The sequence below is a fragment of the Flavimobilis marinus genome (assembly GCF_900113055.1).
GTDB classification, from domain to species: domain Bacteria; phylum Actinomycetota; class Actinomycetes; order Actinomycetales; family Cellulomonadaceae; genus Flavimobilis; species Flavimobilis marinus.
In genome coordinates this window covers 708,917-735,548 of sequence record NZ_FONZ01000001.1, presented here as the reverse complement: position 1 = coordinate 735,548, position 26,632 = coordinate 708,917, and the positions used below count along the sequence as shown (strand labels likewise).

Below are 26,632 nucleotides of genomic sequence, written 5' to 3'. Positions count from 1 at the left end.
TCTCAGCCCACCAGCTGCCCGAGCGCGTAGCCCGCGAGCAGCAGGGCCATCACCACCACGCTGACCACGAGCACCGGGAGCGCGCCGGGCGCCGGCAGCGGCTCGCCCAGCCGGATGGCCCGCTCGCTGGCGGCCCAGCGCCGCAGCGAGTAGAGCGCGAGCGTGCCGCCCGCGAGACACGCCACAGCCGCGACCACGTCGATCAGCCGGTGGAGCTCCGCGAGGGACGCGAGGCTCGTCAGGGCGATGCCGCCCGCGACGAGCCCGAGCCCGGTCCGCACCCACGCGAGCGCGGTGCGCTCGTTCGCGAGACTGAACCGGACGTCGGGCTCCTCGCCGACGCCGTAGACCGACCGGGGTCGACGGGTCATCAGAATCCGCTGATGCGGTCCAGCACGACGGTCCCGGGCGTGAAGGCCTCACCGATGGTGACGGCTCCCTCGAGCGCCTCGACCGCGCGCCCGAACCGCTCCGGGGTGTCGGTGTGCAGCACCATGATCGGCTCACCGGCCCGGACCGTGTCTCCCGGCTTGGCGAGCAGCTGCACGCCAGCACCGGCCTGGACGGAGTCCTCGCGCCGCGCCCGTCCGGCACCGAGGCGCCAGGCGGCGATGCCCACGGCGTAGGCGTCCATCGCGGTGATCACACCGTCGGCCTCCGCGAGCACGTCCTGCGTGTGAGCGGCCCACGGCAGCTCGGCGTCGGGGTCCCCGCCCTGGGCGCGGATCATGTCGTTCCACTTGCCCAGCGCGCGCCCGTCGGACAGCGCCGCCCGGACCTCCGCCTCCGGCACGGGCTTCCCGGCGGCGGCAAGCATCTCAACGGCGAGCGCGACGGTGAGGTCGACCACGTCGGCCGGGCCGCCGCCGGAGAGCACCTCGACGGACTCGCGGACCTCGAGAGCGTTGCCGGCCGCGAGGCCCAGCGGCGTCGACATGTCCGTCAGGAGCGCGACGGTGTTCACCCCGGCGTCAGTGCCCAGGTCGACCATCGTGCGGGCGAGCTCCCGGGCACGCTCGATGTCCTTCATGAACGCGCCGGTGCCGACCTTGACGTCGAGCACGAGCGCACCCGTGCCCTCGGCGATCTTCTTGCTCATGATCGAGCTGGCGATCAGGGGGATCGCCTCGACCGTGCCGGTGACGTCGCGCAGCGCGTAGAGCTTGCGGTCGGCCGGCGCCAGGCCGGAACCGGCCTGGCAGATCACGGCGCCGACGTCCTCGAGCTGGTCGAGCATCTCCTCGTTCGACAGCGCAGCGCGCCACCCGGGGATCGACTCGAGCTTGTCGAGCGTGCCGCCCGTGTGGCCGAGGCCACGGCCGGAGAGCTGCGGGACCGCCACGTCGAAGACAGCGACGAGCGGGGCGAGGGGCAGCGTGATCTTGTCGCCGACGCCGCCGGTCGAGTGCTTGTCCGACGTCGGGCGGGACAGGGACGAGAAGTCCATCCGCTCGCCCGAGGCGATCATCGCCGCGGTCCAGCGGGAGATCTCCGCGCGGGTCATGCCGTTGAGCAGGATCGCCATGTTGAGGGCGGACATCTGCTCCTCCGCGACGACGCCACGGGTGTAGGCGTCGATCACCCAGTCGATCTGGGCGTCGCTGAGCACCTTGCCGTCGCGCTTGGTGACGATCACGTCGACCGCGTCGAACGGCTCGGTGGTGGGGGTAGTCATGGTTCTCCTCTTCTGCGCGCGCTCACTGAGCGCGCGTCACCAGGTCATCGGGGCCGAACGCCTCGGGCAGGACCTCCGTCATCGGGACGATCCCGCGGGCCATCTCGACCAGCAGGTCGGGCCCGCCGTGCTCCCACAGGAGCTGGCGGCACCGCCCGCACGGCATCAGGTGGTTGCCTGCGCCGTCCACGCAGGTGAAGGCGACCAACCGGCCGCCCCCGCCCACGTGCAGGGCGGAGACGAGCGCACACTCGGCGCACAGCCCCAGCCCGTAGGACGCGTTCTCGACGTTGCAGCCGACGACGATGCGACCGTCGTCGACGAGCGCGGCCGCCCCGACGGCGAACTTCGAGTACGGCACGTACGCGTGGGACATGACCTCGCGCGCCGCCTCTCGCAGCTGCGCCCAGTCGATCTCGGCCACCCTCACTCCTTCACGTAGGCGACGCCCGACGCCGCAGGAGCGCGGGAGCGGCCGACGAGGCCGGCCACGGCCAGCAGCGTCACGACGTACGGGAGCATCAGCATGAACTGGCTCGGGACCGGGGACCCGACCACGCTCATCCCGCCCTCGAGCGCCGAGGCGAACCCGAAGAGCAGCGCGGCCAGCGTGGCCTTGATCGGGTCCCACTTGCCGAAGATCACGGCTGCGAGGGCGATGAAGCCGGCTCCCGCGGTCATGTTCTTGCCGAACGACGACACGGAGACGAGCGTGTAGTACGCGCCGCCCATGCCGACGATGGCACCGGCCACCATCAGAGCGCGGTAGCGCACGCGCTCCACCTTGATACCCACGGTGTCGGCAGCGAGCGGGTGCTCGCCGACCGCGCGCAGGCGCAGCCCCCAGCGGGTGCGGTACATCGCGAACCACACGGTCGGCACCGTGACGTACATCAGGTAGACGATCACCGACTGGTCGAACAGCGCGGGGCCCACGATCGGGATGTGCGCGAGCAGCGGCACGGCGACCTTCGGGAACAGCGTGGTGGAGTTGTACAGGTCCGCCTGCGGCACGAGCACCTGCGAGTAGACGAAGCTCGTGAGGCCGAGGACGAGGACGTTGAGCACGACACCGACGATCACCTGGTTGACGCGGTAGGTGATCGTGAACGCACCGAGCACGAGGCCCACGAGCGCACCGGCGAGCAGCGCGGCAACGAGACCGGCCCACGGGCTGCCCGTCATGGTCCCGACGACCGCAGCCACGAAGGCGGAGGCGAGCAGCTGACCCTCGATCGCGATGTTCACGACGCCGGCTCGCTCACCGATGGCGCCGCCGAGCGCACCGAAGACGATCGGCACGGCGAGCAGGACCGAGGAGCTGATGAGGCGCACGACGGGGAAGTCGCTCGCCGACCCGGCCCCGGCCCACGCGAGGAACCCGGCGAGGAACAGCACGCCGAACACCGCAGCGATGTACCACGGCGTGCGTCGTCCTGCCCGCCACAGCACCCACGAGAGGACCGCGAGGCCCGCCATGAGCACCACGGCGATCCAGGCGACGGTCATGCCCGGCACGGTGACGGCCGGGATCGTGATCAGGTCACCGGGCGAGGAGAAGCGGAAGTTGGTGTCCCCCTCCCGAGCGGCGAGCAGGCAGATCGCCAGCAGCACCCCGGTCATGGCGGTGAGGACGACGGCGAACTTCTTGCTCACCACGGCGACGTGGCGCAGCTGCTCGGACACCGGTCGCTCGGACGGAGCCGGTGCGGTCGTCGCACTCATGCTGCCACCTCCTTGTTGCTGCGACGCGAGGCCTTCGACGCGGATCCCGGCGCAGGAAGCCGGAAGATCGCGCGGACGAGCGGAGGCGCCGCGATGAAAAGGACGATCAGGGACTGGATCACGGTGACGATCTCGATGGGGATCGCCTCGGCGGCCTGCATCTGCGCACCGCCCGCCTTGAAGGCACCGAAGAGCACGCCGGCGCCGAGGACGCCGATCGGTGAGGAGCGCCCGAGCAGCGCGACCGTGATCGCGTCGAACCCGATGCCCGCGTCGACGTCGACGCTGAAGCCGGTCGTCGAGTGTCCGAGCACCTGGGACACCCCGGCAACGCCGATGAGCCCGCCCGAGACGAGCATGACGTAGATCGTGACGCGGCTGACGTCGATCCCCGCGACGCGGGCGGCGTCGGGGTTCTCCCCGACCGCACGGAACGCGAAGCCCAGACGCGAGCGCTCGAGGAGCCACCACGTCACCGCGACGGCCCCGAGAGCGAGCAGGAAACCTGCGTGCAGCGGGAATGCCTCACCCAGGAGGCGCGGCATCTCCGCCGACTCGGCCATCGCGGGCGTCTTCGGGTTCGCCGATCCCGGGGCCTGCAGCAGGCCCGGCGTCGCCAGCATGAAGAACAGCAGGTAGTACGCGATGTTGTTGAGCATGATGGTCGTGATGACCTCGTGCGCCCCCGTGAACGCCTTCAGCACACCGGCGATGCCGGCCCACAGGGCGCCCGCGGCGATGCCCGCGACGATCGCGACGAGCATGTGCAGCGGCCACGGCATGTCGACGGCGAAGCCGATCCACCCGGCGCCGATCGCGGCGAAGATGATCTGTCCCTGACCACCGATGTTGAACAGACCGGCGCGGAAGCCCACGGCGAGGCCGAGGCCCGCCCCGATGAGCGGCGTCGCGTAGTTCAGCGAGACGGTGATCGGCCGGATGCCCTCGGCAAAGGTGTCGGCCTTGTAGTCCCACACCGCGCCACGGAAGAGCGCGACGTACGCGTCGCGGATCGCTTCCCAGGCGGCGGAGAGCATGTCGGTCGGTCGGGTGAAGAAGTACGCGGCGGTGCCGCGGACGGTCTCGTCGGTGGCCACGATCATGATGGATCCGGCGATCAGGGCAAGGATCACGGCTCCGGCCGAGACCGCCCACGAGCCGCCGACGATCTCACGCACGGCGTTGGACCACCGGCGGTCGGTGGGCCCTCCTGCGGCAGCGGGGGTGGCCGGTGCGGTGGGCGCGAGCGCCCCGTCGGTCGTGGGGCCGACGGCGTCGCCGGTCTCGCGCTGCGGGTCTGGGGTCGTGCTCATGCGGCTTCGTGCCCTTCTGCCGAGATGCCGGCCATCATCAGACCCAGCACGTCGCGCGGGGTGTCGGCCGGCACGATGCCGACGATGCGCCCGCGGTACATGACGAGGATCCGGTCGGCGAGCGCGACAGCCTCGTCGAGCTCGGTCGCGACCACGACGACGGGGACGCCGGCGTCCCGCGTCTCGATGATGCGCTTGTGGATGAACTCGATGGAGCCGACGTCGACGCCGCGCGTGGGCTGGCAGGCGACGAACAGCTTGAGGTCGCGCGAGAGCTCGCGCGCGAGCACGACCTTCTGCTGGTTGCCTCCGGAGAGGCGCCCCGCAGGAGTCTCGATGCTCTGGGTGCGGATGTCGAACTCCTCGACCTTCGCCCGTGCGAAGCGGTCACGCTCGCCCAGCTGCAGAGAGCCGGCACGCACGAAGGGAGCGCCGTCGGTGCGGTTGAGGATGAGGTTCTCGGCGACGGTGAACGTGCCGACCAGCCCGTCGTGGCCGCGGTCCTCGGGGACGAACCCGATACCGGCGTCCAGGAAGTCGCGGACGCTGCGGCCGACGAGGTTGGTGCCGTCGAGCGCGATGCTCCCGCTCGCCGGGGTCACGAGCCCGAGGAGCGCGTCGGCGAGCTCCGTCTGTCCGTTGCCCTGCACGCCGGCGACCACGAGCACCTCGCCGCCGCGGACGGTGAAGCTGACGTCGTCGACGAGCACGAGCCCGTCGGCGTCACGGATCTCCAGGTTCTCGACGGCGAGCAGCGCGTCCGAGTACGTCGGCGCGCCCTTGCGCACCGTCAGCTCGACCGCGCGTCCGACCATGAGCGAGGCCAGCTCGGCGTCGCTCGAGCCCGGCTCCGCCTGACCGACGACGGCGCCGCGGCGCATGACCGTGATGCGGTCGGCGACGGCGCGGACCTCTCGCAGCTTGTGGGTGATGAAGACGATCGCCGCGCCGTCGTCCTTGAGCTGGCGCATGATGCCCATGAGCTCGTCGGTCTCCTGCGGCGTCAGCACGGCCGTGGGCTCGTCGAACACGAGGACCTTGGCGTCGCGCGAGAGCGCCTTGATGATCTCGACACGCTGCTGCACACCGACCGGAAGGTCCTCGACCACCGCGTCGGGGTCCACGTGGAAGCCGAACCGGTCGGCGATCTCACGGACCTTGCGACGCGCGGCGTCGAGGTCGAGCAGCCCGCCGGCCTTCGTCGCCTCGTGCCCCAGCATGACGTTCTCTGCGACGGTGAAGACGGGGACCAGCATGAAGTGCTGGTGCACCATCCCGATGCCCGCCGCCATCGCGTCGCCCGGCCCGGCGAAGGCCACCGCCTCGCCGTCGAGGAGCACCTGTCCCTCGTCGGCCGTGTACAGGCCGTAGAGAACGTTCATCAGCGTCGACTTGCCGGCGCCGTTCTCACCCAGCAGGCAGTGGATCTCGCCGGGCTCGACCGTGAGGTCGATGTGGTCGTTGGCCACCAGAGCGCCGAAGCGCTTCGTGATGCCACGCAGCTCAAGCTTCATGGACCGTTCCTTGGGGTCGGGGCGCGCACGCCCCCTCCAGCGAGCCTGGGGCTCGCTGGAGGGGGCGTGCGGGGTGTCACTGCTGGAGGTAGGACGTGACCTTGATCTCACCGGAGATGATGTCGGCCTTCAGAGCCTCGACCTCGGCGAGCAGGGCCTCGTCGACCTTGCCCTCGAAGTTGTGCAGCGGCGCGATGCCGACGCCGTCGTTCTCGAGGGTGCCGATGTAGGCCTCGGAGTCGAACTCACCGATCGCGGCCGAGGAGATGGCGTCGTAGGTGGACGCGTTCATCTTCTTCTGGATCGAGGTGAGGATGACGTCCTGCGTCTTCGGGTCGCTCTCGTAGAGGTCGGCGTCAGCACCGATCAGGGCGATGTCCCGGTCAGCCGCAGCGATCGAGTCGAGCGCAGCCTGGTAGATCGGGCCACCCACGGGCAGGATCACGTCGACGCCCTGCTCGATGATCGAGTCGGCCGCGTTGCGCGCGTCCTGGTTGTTCTCGAAGCCACCGGTGAAGACGCCCTTGTCGCCGCCCTCGAAGCCGATGACCTGGACGTCGGTCCCGTTGACCTCGTTGTAGTGCTCGACGCCCTGCTTGAAGCCGTCCATGAAGATCGTCACGGTCGGGTAGGGCTGGCCGCCGTACGTGCCGACCTTGCCCGCCTCGGAGTAGCCCGCCGAGAGGTAGCCCGCGAGGAACGCCGCCTGGGCGGTGTCATACAGGAGCGGCTTGATGTTCTCCGCGTCCTTCGTGCCGTCGAAGTCGTTGTCGGCCGCGTCGTCCACGAGGATGTAGTTGATGTCGGGGTTGGCCGTCGCCGACTCGACCGTCGCGGCCGAGAGCGCGAAGCCGACCGACACGATGGCGGTGCAGTCGGTCGAGACGAGCGACTCGAGGTTCGTCTTGAAGTCGGAGTCGGACTGCGACTGGACCTGACCGAACTCGACGCCGTACTCGAGCGCCGCCGTCTGGAGGCCCTCGAAGGAGAGCTGGTTGAAGCTCTTGTCGTCGAAGCCACCAGCATCGGAGACGATGCAGGGCTTGAACCCCTCGACGGCCTTGGACGTGGCCTCGGGCGCCGCGCTCGTGTCGGAGGCACCGGGCGTCGCCGTCGTGGTCTCTTCCGGGGCCTCGCCACATGCTGCGAGCAGCAGCGCTGCCGCGGCACCGACCGCGGCCATCTGGAACGTCTTCTTCACTGAGTTCTCCTACTCGGCTGTACGGGCTGCGCGCCCGCGGTTCCGGGCGGACCGTGCGCCGTCGCGCGGCCCGTGTCAGGGCTGGACGCCCATCGGACTGGCTACTGTACTCAGCACGAAGTGTCGTCCAGGTAAACCAGGCCCCTTCTCGGGCCTTCGTTATGGAGTCGTCACCAGACGTGTCACGCCTAGGACACTCGCGTCCGAGGCGCGGACGCCGAGATGCCGGAACGGCAAGAAGGTGCGTCAGTCGCGCCCGTCGTCGCGCGACCCGGCGTCGTCAGACGCGCCCTGCCCACCGGCGCCGAGACGCGCGAGCAGACGCACGCCCACGCCGAGCGCCCGCTCGTCGGCACGGTAGTCACCCTGATGGATGTCGAAGGTCCGAGCCCCGGGCGTGCGTGTGCCGAGGCGGGCCATCGCGCCGTGCACCTTCGTCAGGTACCAGGCGAAGTCCTCACCGCCGAGGGACTGCTCGGTGAGCGCCACCGCGCCGGGGCCGAGCATGTCGTGCGCGGCCGCCTCGAGCTCTGCGGTGCACGCCGCGTCGTTCTCGACCGGCGGCACGCCCCGGGTGTGCTGGACCTCGACCTCGACGTCGTACGGGGCCACGACCTGCCGGACGGCCTCCTGCAGCACACCGGCCGCGTGGGACCAGGCGCGCACGTCGAGGCAGCGCAACGTCCCGCGCAGAGTCCCGACCGCCGGGATCGCGTTGTGCGCGCGGCCGGCAGACACAGCGCCCCAGGTGAGGTTCACGCCCGAGCGCGGGTCCAGCCGACGCCCCAGGATCGCCGGGACCTGCGTGATGACCTGGCCCATCGTGAAGACGAGGTCGCCGGTGAGGTGCGGCCGCGACGTGTGGCCACCCCGTGAGGTGAGGGTCACGGTCACCTCGTCCGAGGCCGAGGTGATGGGGCCGATGCGGGTCCCCACGCGGCCGACGTCGAGCTTGGGGTCGCAGTGCAGCGCGAAGATGCGGTCGACGCCGTCCATCACGCCCGCGGCGATCAGGTCCGTCGCGCCACCCGGCTGGACCTCCTCCGCGGGCTGGAACACGAGGCGCACCGGGGCGGGCAGGCGCCCTTCCGACTCGAGCGCGCCCAGCACGAGGCCCGCCCCGACGAGCATCGCGGTGTGCAGGTCGTGACCGCACGCGTGCGCCACGCCGGGCTGGGTCGAGGCGTACGGCAGGCCGGTCGTCTCCTGCACCGGCAGCGCGTCGAGGTCGGCACGGAGCGCGACCCGACGGCGGGTGTCTGACGGGCCGCGCACGCCCAGGTCGCAGACGAGCCCCGTCCCGGGCAGCAGGCGCGGCGCGAGGCCCGCGGCCCGGAGGCGCTCGGCGACCACCCGCGTGGTGCGCACCTCGGTGCGGGCGAGCTCGGGGTGCGCGTGCAGGTCCCGGCGGAGCTCGACGACCTCGGCGTCGAGCTCCGCCGCGAGCTCGGCGATCCGGGCCGCCACGGGGATCGGCGCGCTCACAGCAGGTCGTCGAGGCCGCGCTCGCGCACCGCGTCCACGATCGACTTGACCTGCTGCGCGCGAGCACGGGTCGTGACCAGGAGCGCGTCGGGGGTGTCGACGACGACGACGTCGTCGAGCCCCAGGATGGTCACGGTGCGTCCACCCGCCGGGATGACCACGGAACCCGCGCTGTCGAGCCGCACCACGCTGTCCGCCGGTCCCAGCACCTTCGAGCCGCGGTCGTCGACCGCGGGCAGCAGCCCGGCGAGGGAGTTGAAGTCGCCGACGTCGTCCCAGCCGAAGTCCCCGGGGACCATCGCGACCCCGCCCCGGGCGGCGACGGGCTCGGCGATCGCGTGGTCGATCGCGATCTTGTCGAGCGTCGGCCACAGCGCCGTGAGCACCTCGGCGCGCTGCGGGGTGTCCCAGGCGAGAGCGATCGCGCTCAGGCCGGCCGCCAGGTCCGGGTGCTCGCGCTCGAGGTGCTCGAGCAGCACGCCGGTGCGCACGAGGAACATCCCCGCGTTCCACCGGTACTCCCCCGTGGCCAGGTACTCGCGCGCGGTGGCGGCGTCGGGCTTCTCCGTGAAGCCCAGGACCGTGCGGACGCTCGGGGCGCCGTCGATGCCGAGGGGCTCGCCCGAGCGTACGTAGCCGAAGGCCACCGACGGCCGTGAGGCCGCGATGCCGATCGTGGTCACGTACCCGGCGCGCGCGGCCGCGATGCCCTCGCGGACCGCGCGCACGAAGGTCGGCGTGCTCGTGATCACCTGGTCAGCGGCGAACGAGCCGAGCACCACGTCGCCGTGCCGGGCGTGCAGCACGGCGGCCGCGAGCCCGATCGCCGCCATGGAGTCCCGGGGGGAGGGCTCGGCCAGGATGTTGTCGTCGAGCACGCCAGGAAGCTGCTCCGTCACGGCGCTCACGTGGCTGCCGCCCGTCACCACCAGCACCTGGTCGGCCGGCGCGACCGCGGCGAGGCGGTCGACCGTCGCCTGCAGCAGCGTCCGTCCGGAGCCCGTGAGGTCGTGCAGGAACTTGGGGCTGCGGCGCCGTGAGAGGGGCCACAGCCGGGTCCCCGCCCCTCCCGCCGGGATGACGGCGTAGAAGTCCGGCACGGGCTCGTCGAGGGGGCTCATGACCGCCATCCTAGCGAGGGGCAAAAGGCCTGGTCGCCCTGTGGGATCTGTCACAATTCGATGCTGACGGGCCGTCACGACCCCCGCACCGTCCGGCTTCCGGACGCAAAGTCACTACAGTGAGAGCCTGAGACCGGGTAAGCCACCGGTCAGCCAGGGACGACGACGTCCACCGCACGAACTGCCACAGGAGGCTCCCGACGTGCCCAAGGCCCCCGCAGGCACCTTGTACCGCGGCCGTGAAGGCATGTGGTCCTGGGTCGCGCACCGCGTGACCGGTGTCGCCATCTTCTTCTTCCTGCTCGTGCACGTGCTGGACACCGCCCTGGTCCGGGTCTCTCCCGAGGCCTACAACGCGGTGATCGGCACCTACCAGAACCCGATCATGGGCATCGGCGAGCTGGGGCTCGTCGCGGCGATCGCGTTCCACGCCTTCAACGGGCTCCGGATCATCGCCGTCGACTTCTGGTCCAAGGGCCCGCGCTACCAGCGCACGATGCTCTGGGTCGTCATCGGTCTGTTCGTCGTGACGATGGCCGGCTTCGCGCCCCGTCACCTGTCCCACGTCTTCGGAGGCTGACGACGATGACCACCACCATCCCGGCGCCCCGCTCCCCCTACGCCCGCCGCAAGACCAGCCGCTCGAACTTCGAGCTCTACGGCTGGATCTTCATGCGCGCCTCCGGCGTGCTCCTGGTCGTCCTGATCTTCGGGCACCTGTTCATGAACCTCGTGTCCGGCGAGGGCATCAGCGCGATCGACTTCGCCTTCGTCGGCGGCAAGTGGGCCTCCCCGCTGTGGCAGATGTGGGACCTGCTGATGCTCTGGCTCGCCATGACCCACGGCACGATCGGCGTGCGCACGATCATCAACGACTACGCCGAGCGCGACGTCACGCGCGGCGTCCTGAAGGTGGCGCTGTACACCGCCTACACGATCGTCGTGGTCCTCGGCACCCTGGTGATCTTCACCTTCGACCCGTGCCCCACGGACGCCCCGCGCGAGCTGCTCGCGTCCTTCTGCCCCGCCTGACCTACCACCTACGCCCAGGAGGCATCGACCCCGATGCAGACCCACCAGTACGACGTCATCATCGTCGGCGCCGGCGGCGCAGGGATGCGCGCGGCGCTCGAGTCCTCGACGCGCGCCCGCACCGCCGTGATCTCCAAGCTGTACCCGACGCGCTCCCACACGGGCGCCGCGCAGGGCGGCATGTGCGCCGCCCTCGCGAACGTCGAGGAGGACAACTGGGAGTGGCACACGTTCGACACGGTCAAGGGCGGTGACTACCTGGTCGACCAGGACGCCGCCGAGGTCATGGCGAAGGAGGCGATCGACGCCGTCCTCGACCTCGAGAAGATGGGCCTGCCGTTCAACCGCACGCCCGAGGGCAAGATCGACCAGCGCCGCTTCGGCGGGCACACGCGCAACCACGGCGAGGCCGCCGTGCGCCGCGCGTGCTACGCCGCGGACCGCACCGGCCACATGATCCTGCAGACGCTCTACCAGAACTGCGTCAAGCAGGACGTGGAGTTCTTCAACGAGTTCTACGTCCTCGACCTCATCCTCGACAAGGACCTCGCGATCGAGGACGTCCCGGAGGGTGAAGAGGTCGCCGTCGCGGGCGTCGTCGCCTACGACCTCGCCTCGGGCGAGATCCACGTCTTCCGCGCCAAGTCGGTCGTGCTGGCCACCGGCGGTGCCGGAAAGATCTTCAAGACGACGTCCAACGCGCACACCCTCACGGGCGACGGCATGGCTCTCGCGCTGCGGCGCGGCCTGCCGCTCGAGGACATGGAGTTCTTCCAGTTCCACCCGACGGGCCTCGCCGGGCTCGGCATCCTGCTGTCGGAGGCCGCCCGCGGTGAGGGCGGGATCCTCCGCAACGGCGACGGCGAGCGCTTCATGGAGCGCTACGCCCCCACCATCAAGGACCTCGCGCCCCGCGACATCGTCGCGCGGTCCATGGCCAACGAGGTCCGCGAGGGCCGCGGAGCCGGGCCGAACAAGGACTACGTCCTGCTCGACCTCACGCACCTCGAGCCTGCGCACATCGACGCCAAGCTCCCGGACATCACGGAGTTCGCCCGCACCTACCTGGGCATCGAGCCGTACACCGAGCCCGTGCCCGTCTACCCCACCGCGCACTACGCGATGGGTGGCGTGCCGACCAACATCACGACCGAGGTGCTGCGGAACAACACGGACGTCGTCAAGGGTCTGTTCGCCGCCGGCGAGGTCGCGTGCGTCAGCGTGCACGGCTCCAACCGCCTCGGCACGAACTCGCTCCTCGACATCAACGTCTTCGGCAAGCGCGCCGGCGTGGCGGCGGCCGAGTACGCCGCGGGCGCCACGATCGTCGAGATGCCCGAGAACGCGACCTCCGCGGTGGTCGCCCAGCTCGAGGCGATGCGCCAGCGTCCCGACGGCGAGCGCGTGGCGGACCTTCGCCGCGAGCTGCAGGAGACGATGGACCGGGGAGCACAGGTGTTCCGCACGTCGGAGTCCCTGACCGAGACCCTCACCGTGATCCAGGGCCTGCAGGAGCGCTTCTCGCGCGTCAGCGTCCAGGACAAGGGCAAGATGTTCAACACCGACCTCCTCGAGGCCGTCGAGCTCGGGTTCCTGCTCGACATCGCCGAGGTCGTCGTCGTCGGCGCGCTCTCCCGTGAGGAGTCCCGCGGCGGGCACTTCCGTGAGGACTTCCCCGACCGGGACGACGCCAACTTCATGTCGCACACCATGGCGTACCGCCGCCGGACCGACGGCGCCGACGTCGACGCGGCGGGCATCCCGCCGCACGAGACCAGGCTCGACACCAAGCCGGTCGTGGTGACCCGCTATCAGCCGATGGAGCGTAAGTACTGATGACTGCCACAACCGAGGAGACCCGGACCTCCGAGAAGGCCGGCGCGATCCCCACCTTTGACATCACGCTCCGCGTGCGGCGCTACCTGCCCGAGTCCACCCACGGTGAGGAGTCGTACTGGGAGGACCACCAGCTCACCATGCTGGCGACCGACCGGGTGCTCGACGCCCTGCACAAGATCAAGTGGGAGACCGACGGCTCGCTCACCTTCCGCCGCTCGTGCGCGCACGGCATCTGCGGTTCCGACGCCATGCGCATCAACGGGCGCAACCGGCTCGCGTGCAAGGCCCTGCTCAAGGACCTCAACCCGGGCAAGCCCATCACCGTCGAGCCCATCAAGGGCCTGCCCGTGATCAAGGACCTCGTGGTCGACATGGAGCCCTTCTTCGCGTCGTACCGCGAGATCATGCCGTTCCTCATCACTTCGGGGAACGAGCCCTCGCAGGAGCGTCTGCAGTCCGCCGAGCAGCGCGAGCGGTTCGACGACACCACCAAGTGCATCCTGTGCGCCGCGTGCACGACGTCCTGCCCCGTCTTCTGGACCGACGGTCAGTACTTCGGCCCGGCCGCGATCGTCAACGCGCACCGGTTCATCTTCGACAGCCGCGACGACGGTGCCACCCAGCGCCTGGAGATCCTGAACGACAAGGAGGGCGTGTGGCGCTGCCGCACCGCCTTCAACTGCACCGAGGCCTGCCCGCGCGGCATCGAGGTCACCAAGGCGATCCAGGAGGTCAAGCGGGCGATGATCACCCGCGCCTTCTGACGCGAGCCTCGAGCAGCGACGAAGCCCGCGCGGTCCTCACGACCGCGCGGGCTTCGCTGCGCTGGTCACGCGTCCGGGTCCCGGCGCCTGCGCATCTCGTCGGCCAGCGCGGGGTTCGTGGCGGCGAGGTGCGCGGCGACGTTGTCGCGGGTGGCAGGCGGCTTGTCCTGGCTGAGCTTCGCCCTGGCGTCGAAGCGGTCGACGCGCATCCGCAGGCCGACGGTACCCTTGGCGACCCGTCGCGCGCGGGCCTCGTCGTCGGCGAGCGCCCGGCCGTGCGGGTGGTGCTGCTCGAACTGGTCGGTCAACCGGGCCAGCACCCCGAAGTTCTCCTCCTCACCGAGGAGGACGGGGGTCCCGTAGAGGTGCGCGGTGACGTGGTTCCACGTCGGGATGACCTCGCCGGGGGCGTACCAGCTGGGTGAGACGTAGTCGTGCGGTCCTTGGACGATCACGAGCACCTGGTGCTGCCCGAGCTCGTGCAGCTCGTCGTCCGGGCGGCCGAAGTGGCTCAGGATCGTCAGGTCCGGGGCGGAGTCGTCGAGGAGGATCGGGTAGTGCGAGGCGACTAGGCCCTGGCTGGTCGCGGTGACGAACGTCGCCCAGGGGTGTCGTTCGACGAGGCGCCTGACCTCGTCAGGATCGTCCATCAGGTACCGGGGACTGTGTCTCACGAGCTGCTCCTCGGGTCGAGGCGGGTGCGCGCGGCGCAGCCCGCGCAGATGGTGCTAGGCGGTCGCTCGGAGCCCGAACGTCTGGACCGTGCGCCACACACCGTCGTCGCCGTGCTCGAACAGGTCCACCGCCGTGACGCGGAACGCGGCCTCGAAGCCGGCCATGTCCTCGAAGGCGGCGTCGAGCGCGTTGTCCGGGACCTCGTGCGCCACCGTCACGTGCGGGTGGTAGTTGAACCGCAGGTCCTGGTCGAGCGGGCCGGTGCGGATCGCCTGCTCGAGGCGCTCGCACTCGGCAATACCGGCCGCGACCTGCACGAACACGACCGGCGAGACCGGTCGGAACGTGCCGCTGCCCCGCAGGAGCATGTTGAACGGCGCGGCGTGCGCTGCCACTCCCGCCAGGTGGGCGTGCACGTCGTCCAGCCGGGCGATGTCTACGACCGTCGGGCCGAGCAGGGTGACGTGCGGCGGGATCACGTCCGCGAAGGGGTCCCCGGAGCGTCGGCGAGCGTCCTCGAGGACCGCCGCGAACGGCTCGGGCACCCGGACGGCGACGCCGATCCTGGTCTGCCCAGCACCCCGCTCAGGAAGCCTCACCGCCGCGCCGCCGGCACGAGACCCATACGGTCCCGGATCCGGTCGAGCGTCGCCGCGCCGAGCTCGCGGGCCCGGTCCGCGCCGGCGGCGAGCACGCGGTCGAGCTCGGCCGGGTCGTCCAGGTACTCGTTGGCGACCCGCTGCAGCGGGGTCAGGAGCTCGACGACGGCCTCGGCCAGGTCGACCTTGAGGTGGCCGTACATCTTGCCCTCGTACGCGCGCTCGAGGTCCGCGACGGGCGTGCTCGTCAGCACGGAGAGCATCGTCAGGAGGTTGGCGACTCCCGGCTTGGTCGCCGGGTCGTAGCGGATCTCGGTGCCGTCGTCGGTCACCGCCGCCTTGATGTTCTTGGCAGCGCGCTTGGGGTCGTCCAGGAGGAAGACGGCGCCCTTGTTCCCGTCCTCCTTGCTCATCTTGCGGGCCGGGTCCTGCAGGTCCTGGATCCGCGCGCCCGCCGCCATGATGTGCGGCTCGGGGACCACGCAGGTGCCGTCGCCGAACCTCGAGTTCATGCGCTCCGCGAGGTCGCGGGCGAGCTCGAGGTGCTGGCGCTGGTCTTCCCCGACAGGGACGAGCGCCGTGTCGTACAGCAGGATGTCCGCGGCCATCAGGACCGGGTAGGTGAACAGACCGACGGTCGTGCCCTCCGCACCACGCTTGGCGGACTTGTCCTTGAACTGCGTCATGCGGCTGGCCTCGCCGAACCCGGTCTGGCAGCCCAGCAACCAGGCGAGCTCGGAGTGCTCGTGCACGTGCGACTGCACGAACAGGGTGGAGCGCGCCGGGTCCACGCCCGCGGCGAGGTACTGGGCGGCCGTCCGGCGGGTGCGGTCGCGCAGGCGCGCCGGGTCCGGGTTCACCGTGAGCGCGTGCAGGTCGACGACGCAGTAGAGCGCGTCGTGCGAGTCCTGCAGCGCGACCCACTGCGTCAGGGCGCCGATGTAGTTGCCGAGGTGCAGCGAGTCGTTCGTGGGCTGCATCGCCGAGAAGATCCGAGGGCGTCCGCCGTGCTCAACCATCCCGCCATTGTGCCAGTCCAGGGCGGGTGCTCCGAATGCACGCACCCCCGCGCGACCCCTCAGGTGGCCTCGTCGTCGTACGGCGCCGGCGCGCCCGGCGCGAGCCCCCCGAGGGCATCGCCCGCGCCGGCACCCTGGCTGGCGCGCCCGGCACCGACGGACTCGCGTGCGTCCGCATCGTCGTCCTCGAGGAGCGCGTCCCGGACGATCCTGCGCGGGTCGTAGCGACGTGGGTCGATGGCGGCCCAGTCGACGTCGGGCGCCTGGTCGCTCATGCGTTCCTTGGTCTCCGTCAGGAGACGCTTGGCGGTCCGCGCGCCGTTGGCCAGCTGTTCGGTGTACTGCGGCAGGCGCTCGGGACCGACCACGATGGCGATCACGAGGAGCAGGACGAGGGCCTCTCCCCCGTTGATGCCGAACATGCCCTCAGCCTACTGGCGCCGTGCGCGGCGCCGGTCCGGCGGGCGTCCTGCTCAGTTGCTGACCGCCTCGTCGAGCTCCATCCGGAGCTCGCGGGCGTCACCGGTGCCGCTGCGGACCGTGAGCAGGACCGCGTCGCCCGGCGCCTTGGCACGGATGGCGACGATCAGCTCGTCGGGCTGCGTCACGGGACGCCCGTCGATCGCGAGGATCACGTCGCCGGGGCGGATGCCGGCGCGGTCCGCAGGGCCGTCCGGGCTCACAGCGGGCCCGTCGGTGGCGTCCGCGCCCGTGACCACCTGGACGCCCTCGCCGACGTACGAGGTGTCGAGCAGGACACCGATGACGGGGTACGTCGCCGTGCCGGTCTCGATCAGCTCCGCGGCCGTGCGCCGGACCTGGTTGGAGGGGATGGCGAAACCGAGTCCCACGCTTCCCGTCGCCTCCGTGCGCCCCGGCGGCTGCGCAATCGCGGAGTTGATGCCGATGACCTCGCCCGCGGTGTTCACGAGCGGGCCGCCCGAGTTGCCGGGGTTGATCGCGGCGTCCGTCTGGATGGCGTTGATGAACGCCTGCTCCGCCTGCCCGCCCGCCACGACCGGGCGGTTCTTTGCGCTGACGATGCCCGTGGTGACGGTCCCGTCCAGCCCGAGCGGCGCGCCGACCGCGATGACGGCGTCGCCGACGACGACCGCGTCGGAGTCGCCCAGGACGAGCGCGTCGAGGTCGTCCCGGTCGATGCGAAGCACGGCGAGGTCGTAGTTGACGGTCCGCCCCACGAGCTCGCCGACGTGCTCGCTACCGTCCCACAGGATCACCGTGACGACCGCGCCGGAGTCGGCCTCGGACACGACGTGGTTGTTGGTGAGGATGTAGCCGTCCGCGCTGAGCACGAAGCCCGACCCGGTCGAGACGCCGGTCTGCCCGCGGACCTCGAGCGAGACGACCGAGCGGATCACCTCGTCCGCGGTCGCCGCGATGCTCCCGGCCACGAGGGTGTCGCGCTCGGCGTCCGCGGCCACCTCGATCTCCACGACCTGGGCCCGCGTGAGGTAGGGATAGGCGGCGCCACCGAGAGCGCCGGCGGCGAGCGCGACGAGGACGAGCCCGAGCGTCGCGATCGCGCCCACCCCGCGGCGGCGGCGCTCGGGCAACCGAGCGGGCTTGTCGTCCCACAGTCCGTGCAGGCCGATCGCGCTCGGGTAGGCCGCGTCACCCGGGGCCGCGGCAGGCGCGGACGTGCTGGGCCACGGGAGGGCGGGTCCCGGCGGCTCCGGCGCCGGCGGCACCCACGCCTGGTCCGGGCGCCCCGGACGGTACGGGTCGTGGGGGTCAGTCATGGGTGAGTCCCTCCACCACGTCACGGATCCGGACGTCCTCGTCGCCGTACGCCTCGATGATCGTGCCGTCGATCTCCCACACCGCGTGCCACGGGTCGGACTCGAGGACGTGCACCGCGACGTCGCCGACCTGCAGCACGCTGGCACCCGCGAGCGCCGCCGCGTCCAGCCGCCCGCGCCGCTCCTCCACCACGACGTGCCCGGCGGAGCTCTCGAGCCGGAGGACGAGCCTGCGGTCGCCGTCCGCGAAGGAGGCACCCGCGACGTTCATCCGGGTGGGCATCACCCAGTCGCCGCCCGCCACGAGGTCGGTCCGCGCGACCGTGGTCGGGGCGCCCGCGATCACCTGGAGCGAAGCCCCCCGCGAGGTGTCGGGGCGATAGCCGTCCGAGCCCCCCAGCACCAGCACGCCGGTCACGCCGGCCGCAGCGGCCGAGAGCCCGAGCGCCGTGGTCCGCCGCCACTGCCGGCTGCGCGCGTGCGGGGTGGCGCGCTCCCCCGGCGCACGGCGGGCCGGCCGGTCGCCAGCGCCGACGGGCTCACGGGGCACCGCGGCGAGGATCCGGTCCGCCAGGTCCGGAGCAGGCTCGACCGGCGCTGCCGCGACGATCTGGCGGGCGTCCAGCTGCGCCGCGACCTCGGCGCTGCACGCTGCGCACGTCGCGAGGTGGGAGTGCACGCGGGAGGCCTGCGGGCCGGTGAGCTCACCGTCGACGTACGCGCACAGCCACGCACCGAAGTGGTGGCGCACGCCGGTCACGACGCCACCTCGGTGCCGCTGGCGTCGACGACATGGGCGCCGGCGACATGGGCGTCGAGGTCCGCACCCCGCCGGGGCGACCGGTCCGCGAGGCTGGTCCGCAGCTGAGCCCGGCCGCGGTGGATCCTGGAGCGCACGGTGCCCATCTTGACCCCGAGGGTGGCAGCGATCTCCTCATAGCTGAGGCCCTCGATGTCGCACAGCACCACGGCAGCGCGATAGTCGGGGCGAAGCCCGTTGAGCGCCTGCTGCACGTCGTGGTCGAGGTTGGCGTGCTCGAACCGGCGTTCCGGGACGTCCTCGCGCGAGCCGACGACGTCGTCGGTCCGGTCCCCGGCGGGCTCGGTGCGCTGGCGCTGGCGCCGCCGGACCGAGTCCAGGAACAGGTTGGTCGTGATGCGGTGCAGCCAACCCTCGAACGTTCCTGGCGTGTAGCTGGACAACGAGCGGAACACCCGGACGAACACGTCCTGGGTGAGGTCCTCGGCGTCGTGCCGGTTGCCCGTGAGCCGGTACGCGAGCCGGTAGACCCGGCCCGAGTGCTCCCGCACGATCTCCTCCCACGTGGGGGTCGGGTGCGCATCCATGCCCCCATGGTCTCAGATGCCTTCCTGCGCCACCGAGCCGACGCCCAGCACGTGGGCGGTAGCATTCGACTCGACGACCCATCGACCCAGGAGGCCATCATCTCCAGCGACAAGGCCCAGAGCTGGGCGTACAGCGAGGACTTCGTCCCCGAGGACGATGTGCTGCTCGCCGCCCGCGAGCGCGCGGGCCAGCTGGGCTGCTCCGTCATCGCCCCGGGCGCCGGCGCCGTGCTCCGGCTGCTCGCTGCCACGCTGCGCGCACGGTCCGTCGTCGAGGTGGGCACCGGCACGGGCGTCGCCTCGCTCTGGCTGCTGCGCGGGATGGCCCCCGACGGGGTCCTCACGACGATCGACATCGAGGCCGAGCACCTGACCGCGGCCAAGGCCGCCTTCGCGGCCGAGGGGGTGCGCAGCACCCGTACCCGCGCCATCTGCGGGCGCGCCGGTGACGTGCTGCCGCGGCTCGCGGACGCTGCCTACGACCTCGTGCTCGTCAGCGCAGACAAGGACGGCCTGCCGGACTACGTCGAGCAGGCCCTGCGGCTCCTGCGCCCCGGCGGGGTGCTCGCGGTCGACGACGCCCTGTGGCACGACCGCGTCGCTGACCCGGCGCGACGTGACGAGGTCACCACGACGGTCCGCGAGGTGGGCCGGTCGCTCGCCCACGACGACCGCGTCGTGCCTGCGCTCGTCCCGTCGGGCAACGGCCTCCTGCTCGCCGTCCGGCGCTGAGCGTCTACGCGAGGTCGCGCAGCGCCGCCAGCAGCAGGCGCGCGCCGTAGCCGGTCGCCCCGGCCACGACCTCGTCGCGGTCCTTGCCCGAGCGGGCCGGACCGGCGATGTCCAGGTGAGCCCAGCGCCGCTCGCCCACGAAGGTGCGCAGGAACAGCGCAGCCGTGATGGAGCCGCCGCCGTGGTTCACGAGCGGCACGTGGCTGACGTCGGCGATCGACGAGTCCAGCGCGCTGGCGTAGTCCTCGACGAGCGGCATGTGCCACACCGGCTCGCCCGTGGCACGCCCGGCGGCCTCGAGCACGCGCACGAGCTCCGGGTCCGCGCTGTACAGAGCGCCGTGGAGCGGCCCGAGCCCCATGCTCGCCGCGCCGGTGAGGGTCGCGACGTCGATCAGGACGTCCGGCTCGAGCTCGGCGTCGGCGTACGCGAGGGCGTCGGCCAGGACCAGGCGCCCCTCGGCGTCGGTGTTCGACACCTCGACGGTGGTGCCGCCGTGCACCCGCAGGACGTCGCCGGGGCGGTAGGAGGTGCCCGAGAAGTGGTTCTCGGCGAGTGGCAGGACCGCGGTGACGCGGACCGGCAGCTCGGCCGACGCGGCACCGAGCACGGCCGCGAGCGCGACGGCGGCACCAGCCATGTCCGTCTTCATGGGCACCATCGCCTCGCGGGGCTTGATGGAGATCCCGCCCGTGTCATAGGTGATGCCCTTGCCCACCAGGACCACGTGCCGGGCGTCGCTGCGGGGCTCGCCGTCGGGTCCCACGGGGTCGTACGTGACGGTGACGAGGCGCGGCTCGCTCGCCGAGCCGGCGCCGACCGCCAGGATCCCGCCGAAGCCGTCAGCCGTGAGGTCGGCGAGGTCCCACGTGCGTGAGACGAGCCCGGCGTCGTCGGCCAGCGCCGTGGCGCGGGCCGCGAACCAGGCCGGGTCCTTGATGTTGGCCGGTGCGTTCGTGAGGTCGCGCGTGAGCCAGGTGGCGCGTGCGCCACGGAGCGCGTCCACGACGGCGGACTCGGGGTGCTCGCCGAGCAGCACCAACTGGTCAGCAGGGCCCGGCTCGGGGGCCGAGGTCTGACCCGAAGGAATGCGGTAGGCCGCGAGCGCGTACCCCTCGACGAATGCCGCCGCGTCCTCGGCGCCGCCGTGGCCCGCCACGGGGGTGAGCACACGGCTCGCTCCCCGGGTGGCCCGGGCGAGAGCAGCCCCGGCCTTGCGCAGGTCCGCAGGGGTGCCGTCGCCTACGCCGAGCAGGATCACCCGCTCCGGGAGCCCGCTCCACGGCATCTCCCGGCGGCCGTGGGCTCGCGGGAGGTCGACGACGTGTGCGTCTCCGGGGGCACCGGTCGCCCGGCCACGCTCGGCGAGCTCGGCCAGGTCGATGCCGTAGCGCACGGCAGCGTCGACCGTGCCGGCACGCGGCTCGAGGCCGTCGCCCTCCTCGGGCGCAGGCGCGACCGGGACGGCAAGCACGTCGACGTGGTCCGCTGTCAGGAGGGGCGAGTCAGCGACGCTCCCGCGCGCGACGACGACCTCCGGCAGGACGGTCTCCCCGTCCCAGACGCGGGCGGCTCTGGCCAGGGCCTTCGCGGATCGTGGCAAAGCTCAGCCCACGACGCCGTGGAGCGCCTCACCCAGCTCGCCGGCCTCGGCCGCGGTCAGCTCGACCACGAGGCGGCCACCGCCTTCGAGGGGAACGCGCATGACGATGCCGCGGCCTTCCTTCGTCACCTCGAGCGGCCCGTCGCCGGTCCTCGGCTTCATAGCAGCCATGAGTGGCACTCCCTCTCGTCGCACACTGGATGTCCGGGGGTCAGTCTAGTTCATGCACGCGTGAAGACTCGCCCCCGACCCGGCAATGGACGGTTCATCCACCGACGTCAGGCGCCCGCTCACAGCCCGCGCCTCGGCGCGCGCGGCGCCAGCTCACCGCGGACCGCCGCCACGAGGTCCAGCGTGCGCCGCGTGGCGAGCACGTCGTGCGTGCGGAAGACCCGGACGCCGAGCCACGCGGCCACGGCCGTCGCCGCGAGGGTGCCCTCCAGCCGCAGGTCGGCCGGGAGGTCGAGGGTCTCTCCGACGAAGTCCTTGCGGGACAGCGCCATCAGCACCGGGTAGCCCAGCGCCACGAGGGCGTCCGCCCTCCGCACCAGGCGCAGCGAGTTCGCGGTGGTCTTGCCGAAGTCGTGCGTCGGGTCCACGAGCACGGACGCGGACGGCACGCCGCAGGCCACGGCCCGCTCGGCCGCGCGGCGCAGCGTCTGCAGGACGTCGAGGACGACGCCGTCCTGCGGGTCCGTCCCGGCCGGGGCGTCCGCGGGGAGCGGGAAGGAGACGTGGTGCGGGTCGGTCCGCGGGGGAAGCCCCCCGGTGTGCGAGCAGACGACGCCCACGCCGTGCCGGCCGGCGACCTCGACCAGCGCCGGGTCGTGGCCGGCCCACGTGTCGTTGAGCAGGTCCGCGCCGGCGGACACGGCTGCAGCGGCGACCTCGGAACGCCAGGTGTCCACGCTCACGAGGATGTCGGGAACCTGCGCGCGGACCTGCGCGACGAACGGGACCACACGGTCGATCTCCTCGGCGACGCTGATCTCCGGTCCCACGCCCGCCCGCACGCCGCCGACGTCGACGATCTGCGCGCCGTCGTCCGCCGCCCGCGCGACGGCGTCGAGCGCGGCAGCGTCGTCGGGGAAGCGCGCGGGCGCGTAGAACGAGTCCGTGGTCCGGTTGACGATCGCCATCACGACGCCGCCCCTGAGCGCAGCGCCCCGGAGCTCCAGGTCGGGAGCGCCTGGAGGAACGTCGCCCAGCATCAGGGGGAGGTCTCCCCCGCGGTCTCCCGCGCGGCCTCCTGCTGCTCGGCGGCGTTGCCCCGCGCGGCGGCGTCCTCCCGGGCGCGCAGCTCAGCGCCCTTCTCGACCACGTGCGCGACGGCTTCCTCTGCGGTGTCCACCATGACCAGCAGGTCCAGGTCGACCTCGTTGATCATGCCGCGCTCGAGCACGCAGTCCCGCAGCCACGACAGCATCGGTCCCCAGTAGCCGGAGTCGACGAGGACGATGGGAAACTCGGTGACCTTGTGCGTCTGCACGAGCGTGATCGCCTCGAACAGCTCGTCGAAGGTGCCGAAGCCCCCCGGGAGCACGACGAAGCCCTCGGCGTACTTGACGAACATCGTCTTGCGGGCGAAGAAGTACCGGAAGTTCACGCCCAGGTCGACCCACTGGTTCATGCCCTGCTCGAAGGGCAGCTCGATGCCGAGGCCCACCGACACCCCGCCGGCCTCGCTCGCACCCTTGTTGGCCGCCTCCATGATGCCCGGCCCGCCGCCGGTGATCACCGCGTACCCGGCGTCCACGAGCGCCGCACCGAGCTGCTCACCCAGCGCGTAGTCGGGGTGGTCGGGCTTGGTGCGCGCGGACCCGAACACGCTGACGGCCGCGCCGAGCTCCGCGAGCGCCCCGAAACCCTCGACAAACTCGCTCTGGATGCGCATGACGCGCCACGGGTCGCCGTGCAGCCAGTCCGTCTCACCGCCCTTGGCGAGCAGGCGCTGGTCGGTGGTCTGCGCGGGGATCTGCCCGCGGCGCAGCAGCACCGGACCCTTGCGGTAGCCGGTCCCGGGCTGAGCAACTCCGTCGTCCGTCATACCTCCCACCCTAGTAGCGAGGGTGTCGCCCCAGCGCGGCTACGACGCGAGCCAGAAGTGAAGAGCGTCGAAACAGGTGGTGATCTGCGCCGTCGGGCAGCGCTCGTCGTCCTTGTGCGCGAGCAGCGGGTCACCAGGGCCGAAGTTCACCGCCGGGACGCCCAGCGCCGAGAAGCGCGCGACGTCGGTCCAGCCGAACTTGGGCGCGACCTCGCCGCCGGTGCGGGCCAGCACGGCCTCGACGAAGGCGGCCGCCAGGGGATCGTCCAGGCCTGGCCGCGCGCCCGGTGCGGCGTCCGTGACCACGACGTCGAAGCCCGCGAACACCTCGCGCACGTGCGCCTCGGCGGCCGCCGGGTCCTGGTGCGGGGCGAAGCGGTAGTTCACCGTGACGACGCACTCGTCCGGGATGACGTTGGTCGCGTGACCGCCGCGGATGCCCACGGCGTTGAGCCCCTCGCGGTAGGTCAGCCCGTCGACCTCCACGGACCGCGGCTCGTAGCGGTCGAGCCTGGCCAGCACCTCGCTCGCGCGGTGGATCGCGTTGTCCCCCATCCAGGAGCGCGCCGAGTGCGCGGTGACGCCGGGCACGCGCACGTCCACCCGCAGGGTGCCGTTGCAGCCGCCCTCGATCCCTCCTGCCGTCGGCTCGCCGAGGACCGCGAAGTCTCCCTGCACCCAGTCCGGGTGCTGGGCGACGAGCCGGCCGAGGCCGTTGAGCGCGCTGGCGACCTCCTCGTGGTCGTAGAACACCCACGTCACGTCCCACCGGGGCGCGTCCAGGCGCGCCGCGAGGGCGAGCATGACTCCCACGCCACCCTTCATGTCGACGGTCCCGCGCCCCCACAGCTCCGGGCCGTCCGGTCCGTCGCGGAGCTCGGTCGGCAGGTTCGGGGGGTCGGTGAGCGGGACCGTGTCGAGGTGTCCGGCGATGACCACGCGCCGCTCGCGCCCGAGCCTCGTGCGCGCGACCACCGCGTCGCCGTCGCGCAGCACCTCGAGGTGCGCGAGCGGCGCGAGCGCACCCTCGACCGCGTCGGCGATCGCGCGCTCGTCGCCGGAGACGGACGGGAGGTCGCACAGCGCCCGGGTGAGCTCGACGGGGTCGGACCAGGGATCGAGGTCGGCAGCCATAGGCCGACGGTACCGCGCACCCCAGCCGCGCCGCACCGGCTGTCCACCGCGCCCGACACGCGGACCGCGGCTCGCCCGCCACCCGCACGCCCCTACTCTGGAGCCATGACTTCTTCGCGGACAGCCTGGGGCCATGGACTGACGACCACCACGACCGGCGGCACGGTGCTCGACACCTGGTTCCCCGCGCCCGCGCTGGGCTCACGCTCGGCGGACGACGCCGCGCTGCTGGCCGACCTGGAGGCGCTCGCCGGCCCGGACGCGGACCGTGAGGTCGTCCGCGAGGTCGTCACGCGCGAGATCGACCTCGACGCGCCGCCCGCCGACGCCGTCGACGCCTACCTCCGCCTGCACCTGCTCTCGCACCGCCTGGTCGCCCCCCGGGGGCAGAACCTCGACGGTCTGTTCGGGGTCCTCGCCAACGTCGTGTGGACGAGCCACGGCCCCTGCTCACCCGAGGGCTTCGAGCGCACGCGGGTGCGGCTCGCGCGCCGCGGCCAGGTCACGGTGCACGGCGTGGACAAGTTCCCGCGCATGGTGGACTACGTCGTCCCCTCCGGCGTGCGCATCGCGGACGCCGACCGCGTGCGCCTGGGCGCGCACCTCGCGCCGGGCACGACCGTCATGCACGAGGGGTTCGTGAACTTCAACGCCGGGACGCTTGGCACCTCCATGGTCGAGGGACGGATCTCCGCCGGCGTGACGGTCGGCGACGGTTCCGACATCGGTGGCGGTGCCTCGATCATGGGCACGCTCTCGGGCGGGGGAACCCACGTCGTCACGATCGGCGAGCGGTCGCTGCTGGGGGCGAACTCGGGGCTGGGCATCCCGCTGGGCGACGACTGCGTCGTCGAGGCCGGCCTCTACGTCACCGCGGGCACCAAGGTTACCGTCGTGGGCGACGCCGACGCCGAGCCCGTCGTCGTCAAGGCCCGCGAGCTCGCCGGGCACGACAACCTGCTGTTCCGCCGCAACTCGGTGACCGGCGCGGTCGAGGTCGTGGCGCGCGCGGGCACGGGCATCGAGCTCAACGCCGCGCTGCACGCGAACTGAACGGGCACCCCGATCCCGTGAACCGTCCCCGGACCCGACGGCGCGTCCGACGCTCGCCCGGCCGCGCCCTGGCCCGGGCCGCGGCGGTCGTCGCCGCGGGGCTCGGCGTGCTCGCGCTCGGCGTCACCGGCGTCGTCGCGGCGATCGACCGGATGATCCCGGACGAGCCTCTGACCGAGCGCTGCGCGGCCGACCTCGACGGGACGCAGTGGTACCTCACCCCGGACCAGGCCCAGCACGCGGCCCTCTTCGCGGCGATGGCGCACGAGCGCGACCTGCCGGCACGCGCGGTCACCCTCGCGATCGCCACCGGGCTGCAGGAGTCAAAGCTCACCAACATCGACTACGGCGACCGGGACTCCGTGGGCCTGTTCCAGCAGCGCCCGTCCCAGGGCTGGGGCGAGGTCGAGCAGCTGATGGACCCCGTGTACGCCACGGGCGCGTTCTACGACGCACTGATCAAGGTCGACGGCTACGAGGACATGGAGATCACGGTCGCCGCGCAGGCCGTGCAGCGCTCCGGGTTCCCCGACGCCTACGCGCAGCACGAGGGCCGCTCCCGCGCGTGGGCCAACGCGCTCGCGGGGTATGCCGAAGGGGCCGTGACGTGCGCGCTCGCAGCCCCGGACGCGCCGGGCTCCCCCGACGCGCTGGCTGCGCGCGTCGCACGCGACCTTCCCACCGTCGGCATCGAGGCCACGCCCACCCGCGTGAGCATCGATGCCGTGCCGCTGGCCGGCGACGGCGGGATCGACACCCCCGCGCGCGCCGGGACCGCCGTCGCGGCCTGGGCGGTCGCGGTCGCCCACGCGCACGGCGCCACCGCCGTCGGCGTGGGCGACCAGGTGTGGAGCCGGGCGGACAACACGTGGACCGCCGGTGACGTCACGCTCCCGGACGGCCTCGTCCAGGTCGACCTCGCAGACTGACGCCGCCGGTCCCCGACCTCACGAGGAGGCGGGGCCCGGCGTCGGTGCGAGGCGCGTCGGTGCGA

The 26,632-nt window shown here is 72.1% G+C and carries 28 protein-coding genes; 7 read left to right on the top strand and 21 right to left on the bottom strand.

The window, feature by feature from the left end:
• Nucleotides 1–2: 2 nt before the first annotated feature.
• From BMZ30_RS03310 to BMZ30_RS03270, 9 genes are all read right to left on the bottom strand, one after another.
• Entirely contained in the window at nucleotides 3–371 is a 369-nt protein-coding gene (locus BMZ30_RS03310) for a YidH family protein (RefSeq protein ID WP_093375019.1), read from the bottom strand.
• The gene (locus BMZ30_RS03305) at nucleotides 371–1,675 is read right to left on the bottom strand and encodes a thymidine phosphorylase (RefSeq protein WP_093375017.1); all 1,305 of its coding nucleotides are present in this window, start codon (nucleotides 1,673–1,675) and stop codon (nucleotides 371–373) included. Before BMZ30_RS03305 ends, BMZ30_RS03310 begins: the two co-directional genes overlap by 1 nt.
• A 22-nt stretch (nucleotides 1,676–1,697) precedes the next feature.
• A complete protein-coding gene (locus BMZ30_RS03300; protein WP_093375015.1) occupies nucleotides 1,698–2,099 on the bottom strand; it encodes a cytidine deaminase in 402 nt (133 codons plus the stop codon).
• Between the two features lie 2 nt (nucleotides 2,100–2,101).
• Entirely contained in the window at nucleotides 2,102–3,400 is a 1,299-nt protein-coding gene (locus BMZ30_RS03295) for an ABC transporter permease (RefSeq protein WP_093375013.1), read from the bottom strand.
• Nucleotides 3,397–4,713, bottom strand: a complete 1,317-nt coding sequence (locus BMZ30_RS03290) for an ABC transporter permease (protein ID WP_093375011.1) — start codon at nucleotides 4,711–4,713, stop codon at nucleotides 3,397–3,399. Before BMZ30_RS03290 ends, BMZ30_RS03295 begins: the two co-directional genes overlap by 4 nt.
• Nucleotides 4,710–6,227 carry an ABC transporter ATP-binding protein gene (locus BMZ30_RS03285; protein WP_093375009.1) on the bottom strand — a complete coding sequence of 506 codons (1,518 nt, stop codon included), beginning with the start codon at nucleotides 6,225–6,227 and terminating at the stop codon, nucleotides 4,710–4,712. The genes BMZ30_RS03290 and BMZ30_RS03285 overlap by 4 nt, the downstream gene beginning before the upstream one ends.
• 76 nt (nucleotides 6,228–6,303) lie before the next feature.
• Entirely contained in the window at nucleotides 6,304–7,428 is a 1,125-nt protein-coding gene (locus tag BMZ30_RS03280; RefSeq protein WP_177191257.1) for a BMP family lipoprotein, read from the bottom strand.
• Nucleotides 7,429–7,674: 246 nt separating this feature from the next.
• The gene (locus BMZ30_RS03275) at nucleotides 7,675–8,913 is read right to left on the bottom strand and encodes an amidohydrolase (RefSeq protein ID WP_093375007.1); all 1,239 of its coding nucleotides are present in this window, start codon (nucleotides 8,911–8,913) and stop codon (nucleotides 7,675–7,677) included.
• Nucleotides 8,910–10,034, bottom strand: a complete 1,125-nt coding sequence (locus tag BMZ30_RS03270) for a mannose-1-phosphate guanylyltransferase (protein WP_229828282.1) — start codon at nucleotides 10,032–10,034, stop codon at nucleotides 8,910–8,912. The genes BMZ30_RS03275 and BMZ30_RS03270 overlap by 4 nt, the downstream gene beginning before the upstream one ends.
• 202 nt (nucleotides 10,035–10,236) lie before the next feature.
• Between BMZ30_RS03270 and sdhC the strand changes: the two genes are divergently transcribed.
• Genes sdhC through BMZ30_RS03250 form a run of 4 tightly spaced genes read left to right on the top strand, consistent with a single transcriptional unit; the run spans nucleotide 10,237 to nucleotide 13,669 of the window.
• Nucleotides 10,237–10,614, top strand: a complete 378-nt coding sequence (sdhC, locus tag BMZ30_RS03265; RefSeq protein WP_093375003.1) for a succinate dehydrogenase, cytochrome b556 subunit — start codon at nucleotides 10,237–10,239, stop codon at nucleotides 10,612–10,614.
• A 5-nt stretch (nucleotides 10,615–10,619) separates the two neighbouring features.
• A complete protein-coding gene (locus tag BMZ30_RS03260; protein ID WP_093375001.1) occupies nucleotides 10,620–11,066 on the top strand; it encodes a succinate dehydrogenase hydrophobic membrane anchor subunit in 447 nt (148 codons plus the stop codon).
• A 33-nt stretch (nucleotides 11,067–11,099) separates the two neighbouring features.
• On the top strand, nucleotides 11,100–12,902 hold the full coding sequence (gene sdhA, locus BMZ30_RS03255; RefSeq protein ID WP_093374999.1) for a succinate dehydrogenase flavoprotein subunit: 1,803 nt from the start codon (nucleotides 11,100–11,102) through the stop codon (nucleotides 12,900–12,902).
• Nucleotides 12,902–13,669: a succinate dehydrogenase iron-sulfur subunit gene (locus BMZ30_RS03250; protein ID WP_093374997.1), complete on the top strand. Its 768-nt coding sequence runs from the start codon at nucleotides 12,902–12,904 to the stop codon at nucleotides 13,667–13,669. Before sdhA ends, BMZ30_RS03250 begins: the two co-directional genes overlap by 1 nt.
• Nucleotides 13,670–13,734: 65 nt before the next feature.
• On the opposite strand, the gene BMZ30_RS03245 is transcribed toward BMZ30_RS03250, so the two are convergent.
• From BMZ30_RS03245 to sigE, 7 genes are read right to left on the bottom strand one after another with little or no spacing between them, the layout of a single operon-like run.
• Nucleotides 13,735–14,343 (bottom strand): FMN-binding negative transcriptional regulator, encoded by a 609-nt coding sequence (locus BMZ30_RS03245; protein ID WP_093374995.1) that lies wholly within the window; start codon nucleotides 14,341–14,343, stop codon nucleotides 13,735–13,737.
• Nucleotides 14,344–14,397: 54 nt separating this feature from the next.
• A complete protein-coding gene (locus BMZ30_RS03240; protein ID WP_093374992.1) occupies nucleotides 14,398–14,943 on the bottom strand; it encodes a 2'-5' RNA ligase family protein in 546 nt (181 codons plus the stop codon).
• Nucleotides 14,940–15,962: a tryptophan--tRNA ligase gene (trpS, locus tag BMZ30_RS03235; protein ID WP_093374990.1), complete on the bottom strand. Its 1,023-nt coding sequence runs from the start codon at nucleotides 15,960–15,962 to the stop codon at nucleotides 14,940–14,942. The genes BMZ30_RS03240 and trpS overlap by 4 nt, the downstream gene beginning before the upstream one ends.
• A 59-nt stretch (nucleotides 15,963–16,021) precedes the next feature.
• On the bottom strand, nucleotides 16,022–16,384 hold the full coding sequence (locus BMZ30_RS03230; protein WP_093374988.1) for a twin-arginine translocase TatA/TatE family subunit: 363 nt from the start codon (nucleotides 16,382–16,384) through the stop codon (nucleotides 16,022–16,024).
• 51 nt (nucleotides 16,385–16,435) lie between these two features.
• Nucleotides 16,436–17,722, bottom strand: coding sequence for a S1C family serine protease (locus BMZ30_RS03225; protein WP_093374986.1), 1,287 nt, complete (start codon nucleotides 17,720–17,722; stop codon nucleotides 16,436–16,438).
• On the bottom strand, nucleotides 17,715–18,482 hold the full coding sequence (locus BMZ30_RS03220; protein ID WP_093374984.1) for an anti-sigma factor family protein: 768 nt from the start codon (nucleotides 18,480–18,482) through the stop codon (nucleotides 17,715–17,717). The genes BMZ30_RS03225 and BMZ30_RS03220 overlap by 8 nt, the downstream gene beginning before the upstream one ends.
• Entirely contained in the window at nucleotides 18,479–19,069 is a 591-nt protein-coding gene (gene sigE, locus BMZ30_RS03215) for an RNA polymerase sigma factor SigE (protein WP_093374982.1), read from the bottom strand. The genes BMZ30_RS03220 and sigE overlap by 4 nt, the downstream gene beginning before the upstream one ends.
• A gap of 99 nt (nucleotides 19,070–19,168) precedes the next feature.
• Here sigE and BMZ30_RS03210 point away from each other — a divergent pair, with 99 nt between their 5' ends.
• Nucleotides 19,169–19,801, top strand: a complete 633-nt coding sequence (locus BMZ30_RS03210; protein ID WP_229828440.1) for an O-methyltransferase — start codon at nucleotides 19,169–19,171, stop codon at nucleotides 19,799–19,801.
• Nucleotides 19,802–19,805: 4 nt separating this feature from the next.
• On the opposite strand, the gene BMZ30_RS03205 is transcribed toward BMZ30_RS03210, so the two are convergent.
• The 5 genes from BMZ30_RS03205 to dapE form a co-directional block, all read right to left on the bottom strand.
• Nucleotides 19,806–21,404 carry a leucyl aminopeptidase family protein gene (locus BMZ30_RS03205; RefSeq protein ID WP_229828284.1) on the bottom strand — a complete coding sequence of 533 codons (1,599 nt, stop codon included), beginning with the start codon at nucleotides 21,402–21,404 and terminating at the stop codon, nucleotides 19,806–19,808.
• Between the two features lie 3 nt (nucleotides 21,405–21,407).
• Nucleotides 21,408–21,575 carry a DUF3117 domain-containing protein gene (locus tag BMZ30_RS03200; protein ID WP_093374978.1) on the bottom strand — a complete coding sequence of 56 codons (168 nt, stop codon included), beginning with the start codon at nucleotides 21,573–21,575 and terminating at the stop codon, nucleotides 21,408–21,410.
• A 119-nt stretch (nucleotides 21,576–21,694) separates the two neighbouring features.
• Nucleotides 21,695–22,615, bottom strand: coding sequence for a dihydropteroate synthase (gene folP, locus BMZ30_RS03195; RefSeq protein ID WP_177191256.1), 921 nt, complete (start codon nucleotides 22,613–22,615; stop codon nucleotides 21,695–21,697).
• Nucleotides 22,615–23,451 carry an LOG family protein gene (locus tag BMZ30_RS03190; protein ID WP_093374976.1) on the bottom strand — a complete coding sequence of 279 codons (837 nt, stop codon included), beginning with the start codon at nucleotides 23,449–23,451 and terminating at the stop codon, nucleotides 22,615–22,617. Before BMZ30_RS03190 ends, folP begins: the two co-directional genes overlap by 1 nt.
• A 39-nt stretch (nucleotides 23,452–23,490) precedes the next feature.
• On the bottom strand, nucleotides 23,491–24,585 hold the full coding sequence (dapE, locus tag BMZ30_RS03185; RefSeq protein ID WP_093374974.1) for a succinyl-diaminopimelate desuccinylase: 1,095 nt from the start codon (nucleotides 24,583–24,585) through the stop codon (nucleotides 23,491–23,493).
• A gap of 105 nt (nucleotides 24,586–24,690) precedes the next feature.
• Here dapE and dapD point away from each other — a divergent pair, with 105 nt between their 5' ends.
• Together dapD and BMZ30_RS03175 are read left to right on the top strand one after the other, a co-directional pair.
• A complete protein-coding gene (gene dapD / locus BMZ30_RS03180) occupies nucleotides 24,691–25,638 on the top strand; it encodes a 2,3,4,5-tetrahydropyridine-2,6-dicarboxylate N-succinyltransferase (protein ID WP_093374972.1) in 948 nt (315 codons plus the stop codon).
• A 17-nt stretch (nucleotides 25,639–25,655) separates the two neighbouring features.
• The gene (locus BMZ30_RS03175; protein WP_229828286.1) at nucleotides 25,656–26,567 is read left to right on the top strand and encodes a hypothetical protein; all 912 of its coding nucleotides are present in this window, start codon (nucleotides 25,656–25,658) and stop codon (nucleotides 26,565–26,567) included.
• Nucleotides 26,568–26,632: the final 65 nt, after the last annotated feature.

Bases quoted from the DNA above. Each gene is read 5' to 3' on its own strand.
- BMZ30_RS03285 (WP_093375009.1), bottom strand. From the start codon at position 6,227: ATGAAGCTTGAGCTGCGTGGCATCACGAAGCGCTTCGGCGCTCTGGTG.
- BMZ30_RS03260 (WP_093375001.1), top strand. From the start codon at position 10,620: ATGACCACCACCATCCCGGCGCCCCGCTCCCCCTACGCCCGCCGCAAG.
- sdhA (WP_093374999.1), top strand. From the start codon at position 11,100: ATGCAGACCCACCAGTACGACGTCATCATCGTCGGCGCCGGCGGCGCA.
- dapD (WP_093374972.1), top strand. From the start codon at position 24,691: ATGACTTCTTCGCGGACAGCCTGGGGCCATGGACTGACGACCACCACG.
- BMZ30_RS03190 (WP_093374976.1), bottom strand. From the start codon at position 23,451: ATGACGGACGACGGAGTTGCTCAGCCCGGGACCGGCTACCGCAAGGGT.
- BMZ30_RS03295 (WP_093375013.1), bottom strand. From the start codon at position 3,400: ATGAGTGCGACGACCGCACCGGCTCCGTCCGAGCGACCGGTGTCCGAG.
- BMZ30_RS03305 (WP_093375017.1), bottom strand. From the start codon at position 1,675: ATGACTACCCCCACCACCGAGCCGTTCGACGCGGTCGACGTGATCGTC.
- BMZ30_RS03225 (WP_093374986.1), bottom strand. From the start codon at position 17,722: ATGACTGACCCCCACGACCCGTACCGTCCGGGGCGCCCGGACCAGGCG.
- BMZ30_RS03200 (WP_093374978.1), bottom strand. From the start codon at position 21,575: ATGGCTGCTATGAAGCCGAGGACCGGCGACGGGCCGCTCGAGGTGACG.
- BMZ30_RS03290 (WP_093375011.1), bottom strand. From the start codon at position 4,713: ATGAGCACGACCCCAGACCCGCAGCGCGAGACCGGCGACGCCGTCGGC.
- sigE (WP_093374982.1), bottom strand. From the start codon at position 19,069: ATGGATGCGCACCCGACCCCCACGTGGGAGGAGATCGTGCGGGAGCAC.
- BMZ30_RS03230 (WP_093374988.1), bottom strand. From the start codon at position 16,384: ATGTTCGGCATCAACGGGGGAGAGGCCCTCGTCCTGCTCCTCGTGATC.
- BMZ30_RS03270 (WP_229828282.1), bottom strand. From the start codon at position 10,034: ATGAGCCCCCTCGACGAGCCCGTGCCGGACTTCTACGCCGTCATCCCG.
- dapE (WP_093374974.1), bottom strand. From the start codon at position 24,585: ATGGCTGCCGACCTCGATCCCTGGTCCGACCCCGTCGAGCTCACCCGG.
- trpS (WP_093374990.1), bottom strand. From the start codon at position 15,962: ATGGTTGAGCACGGCGGACGCCCTCGGATCTTCTCGGCGATGCAGCCC.
- BMZ30_RS03310 (WP_093375019.1), bottom strand. From the start codon at position 371: ATGACCCGTCGACCCCGGTCGGTCTACGGCGTCGGCGAGGAGCCCGAC.
- BMZ30_RS03250 (WP_093374997.1), top strand. From the start codon at position 12,902: ATGACTGCCACAACCGAGGAGACCCGGACCTCCGAGAAGGCCGGCGCG.
- folP (WP_177191256.1), bottom strand. From the start codon at position 22,615: ATGCTGGGCGACGTTCCTCCAGGCGCTCCCGACCTGGAGCTCCGGGGC.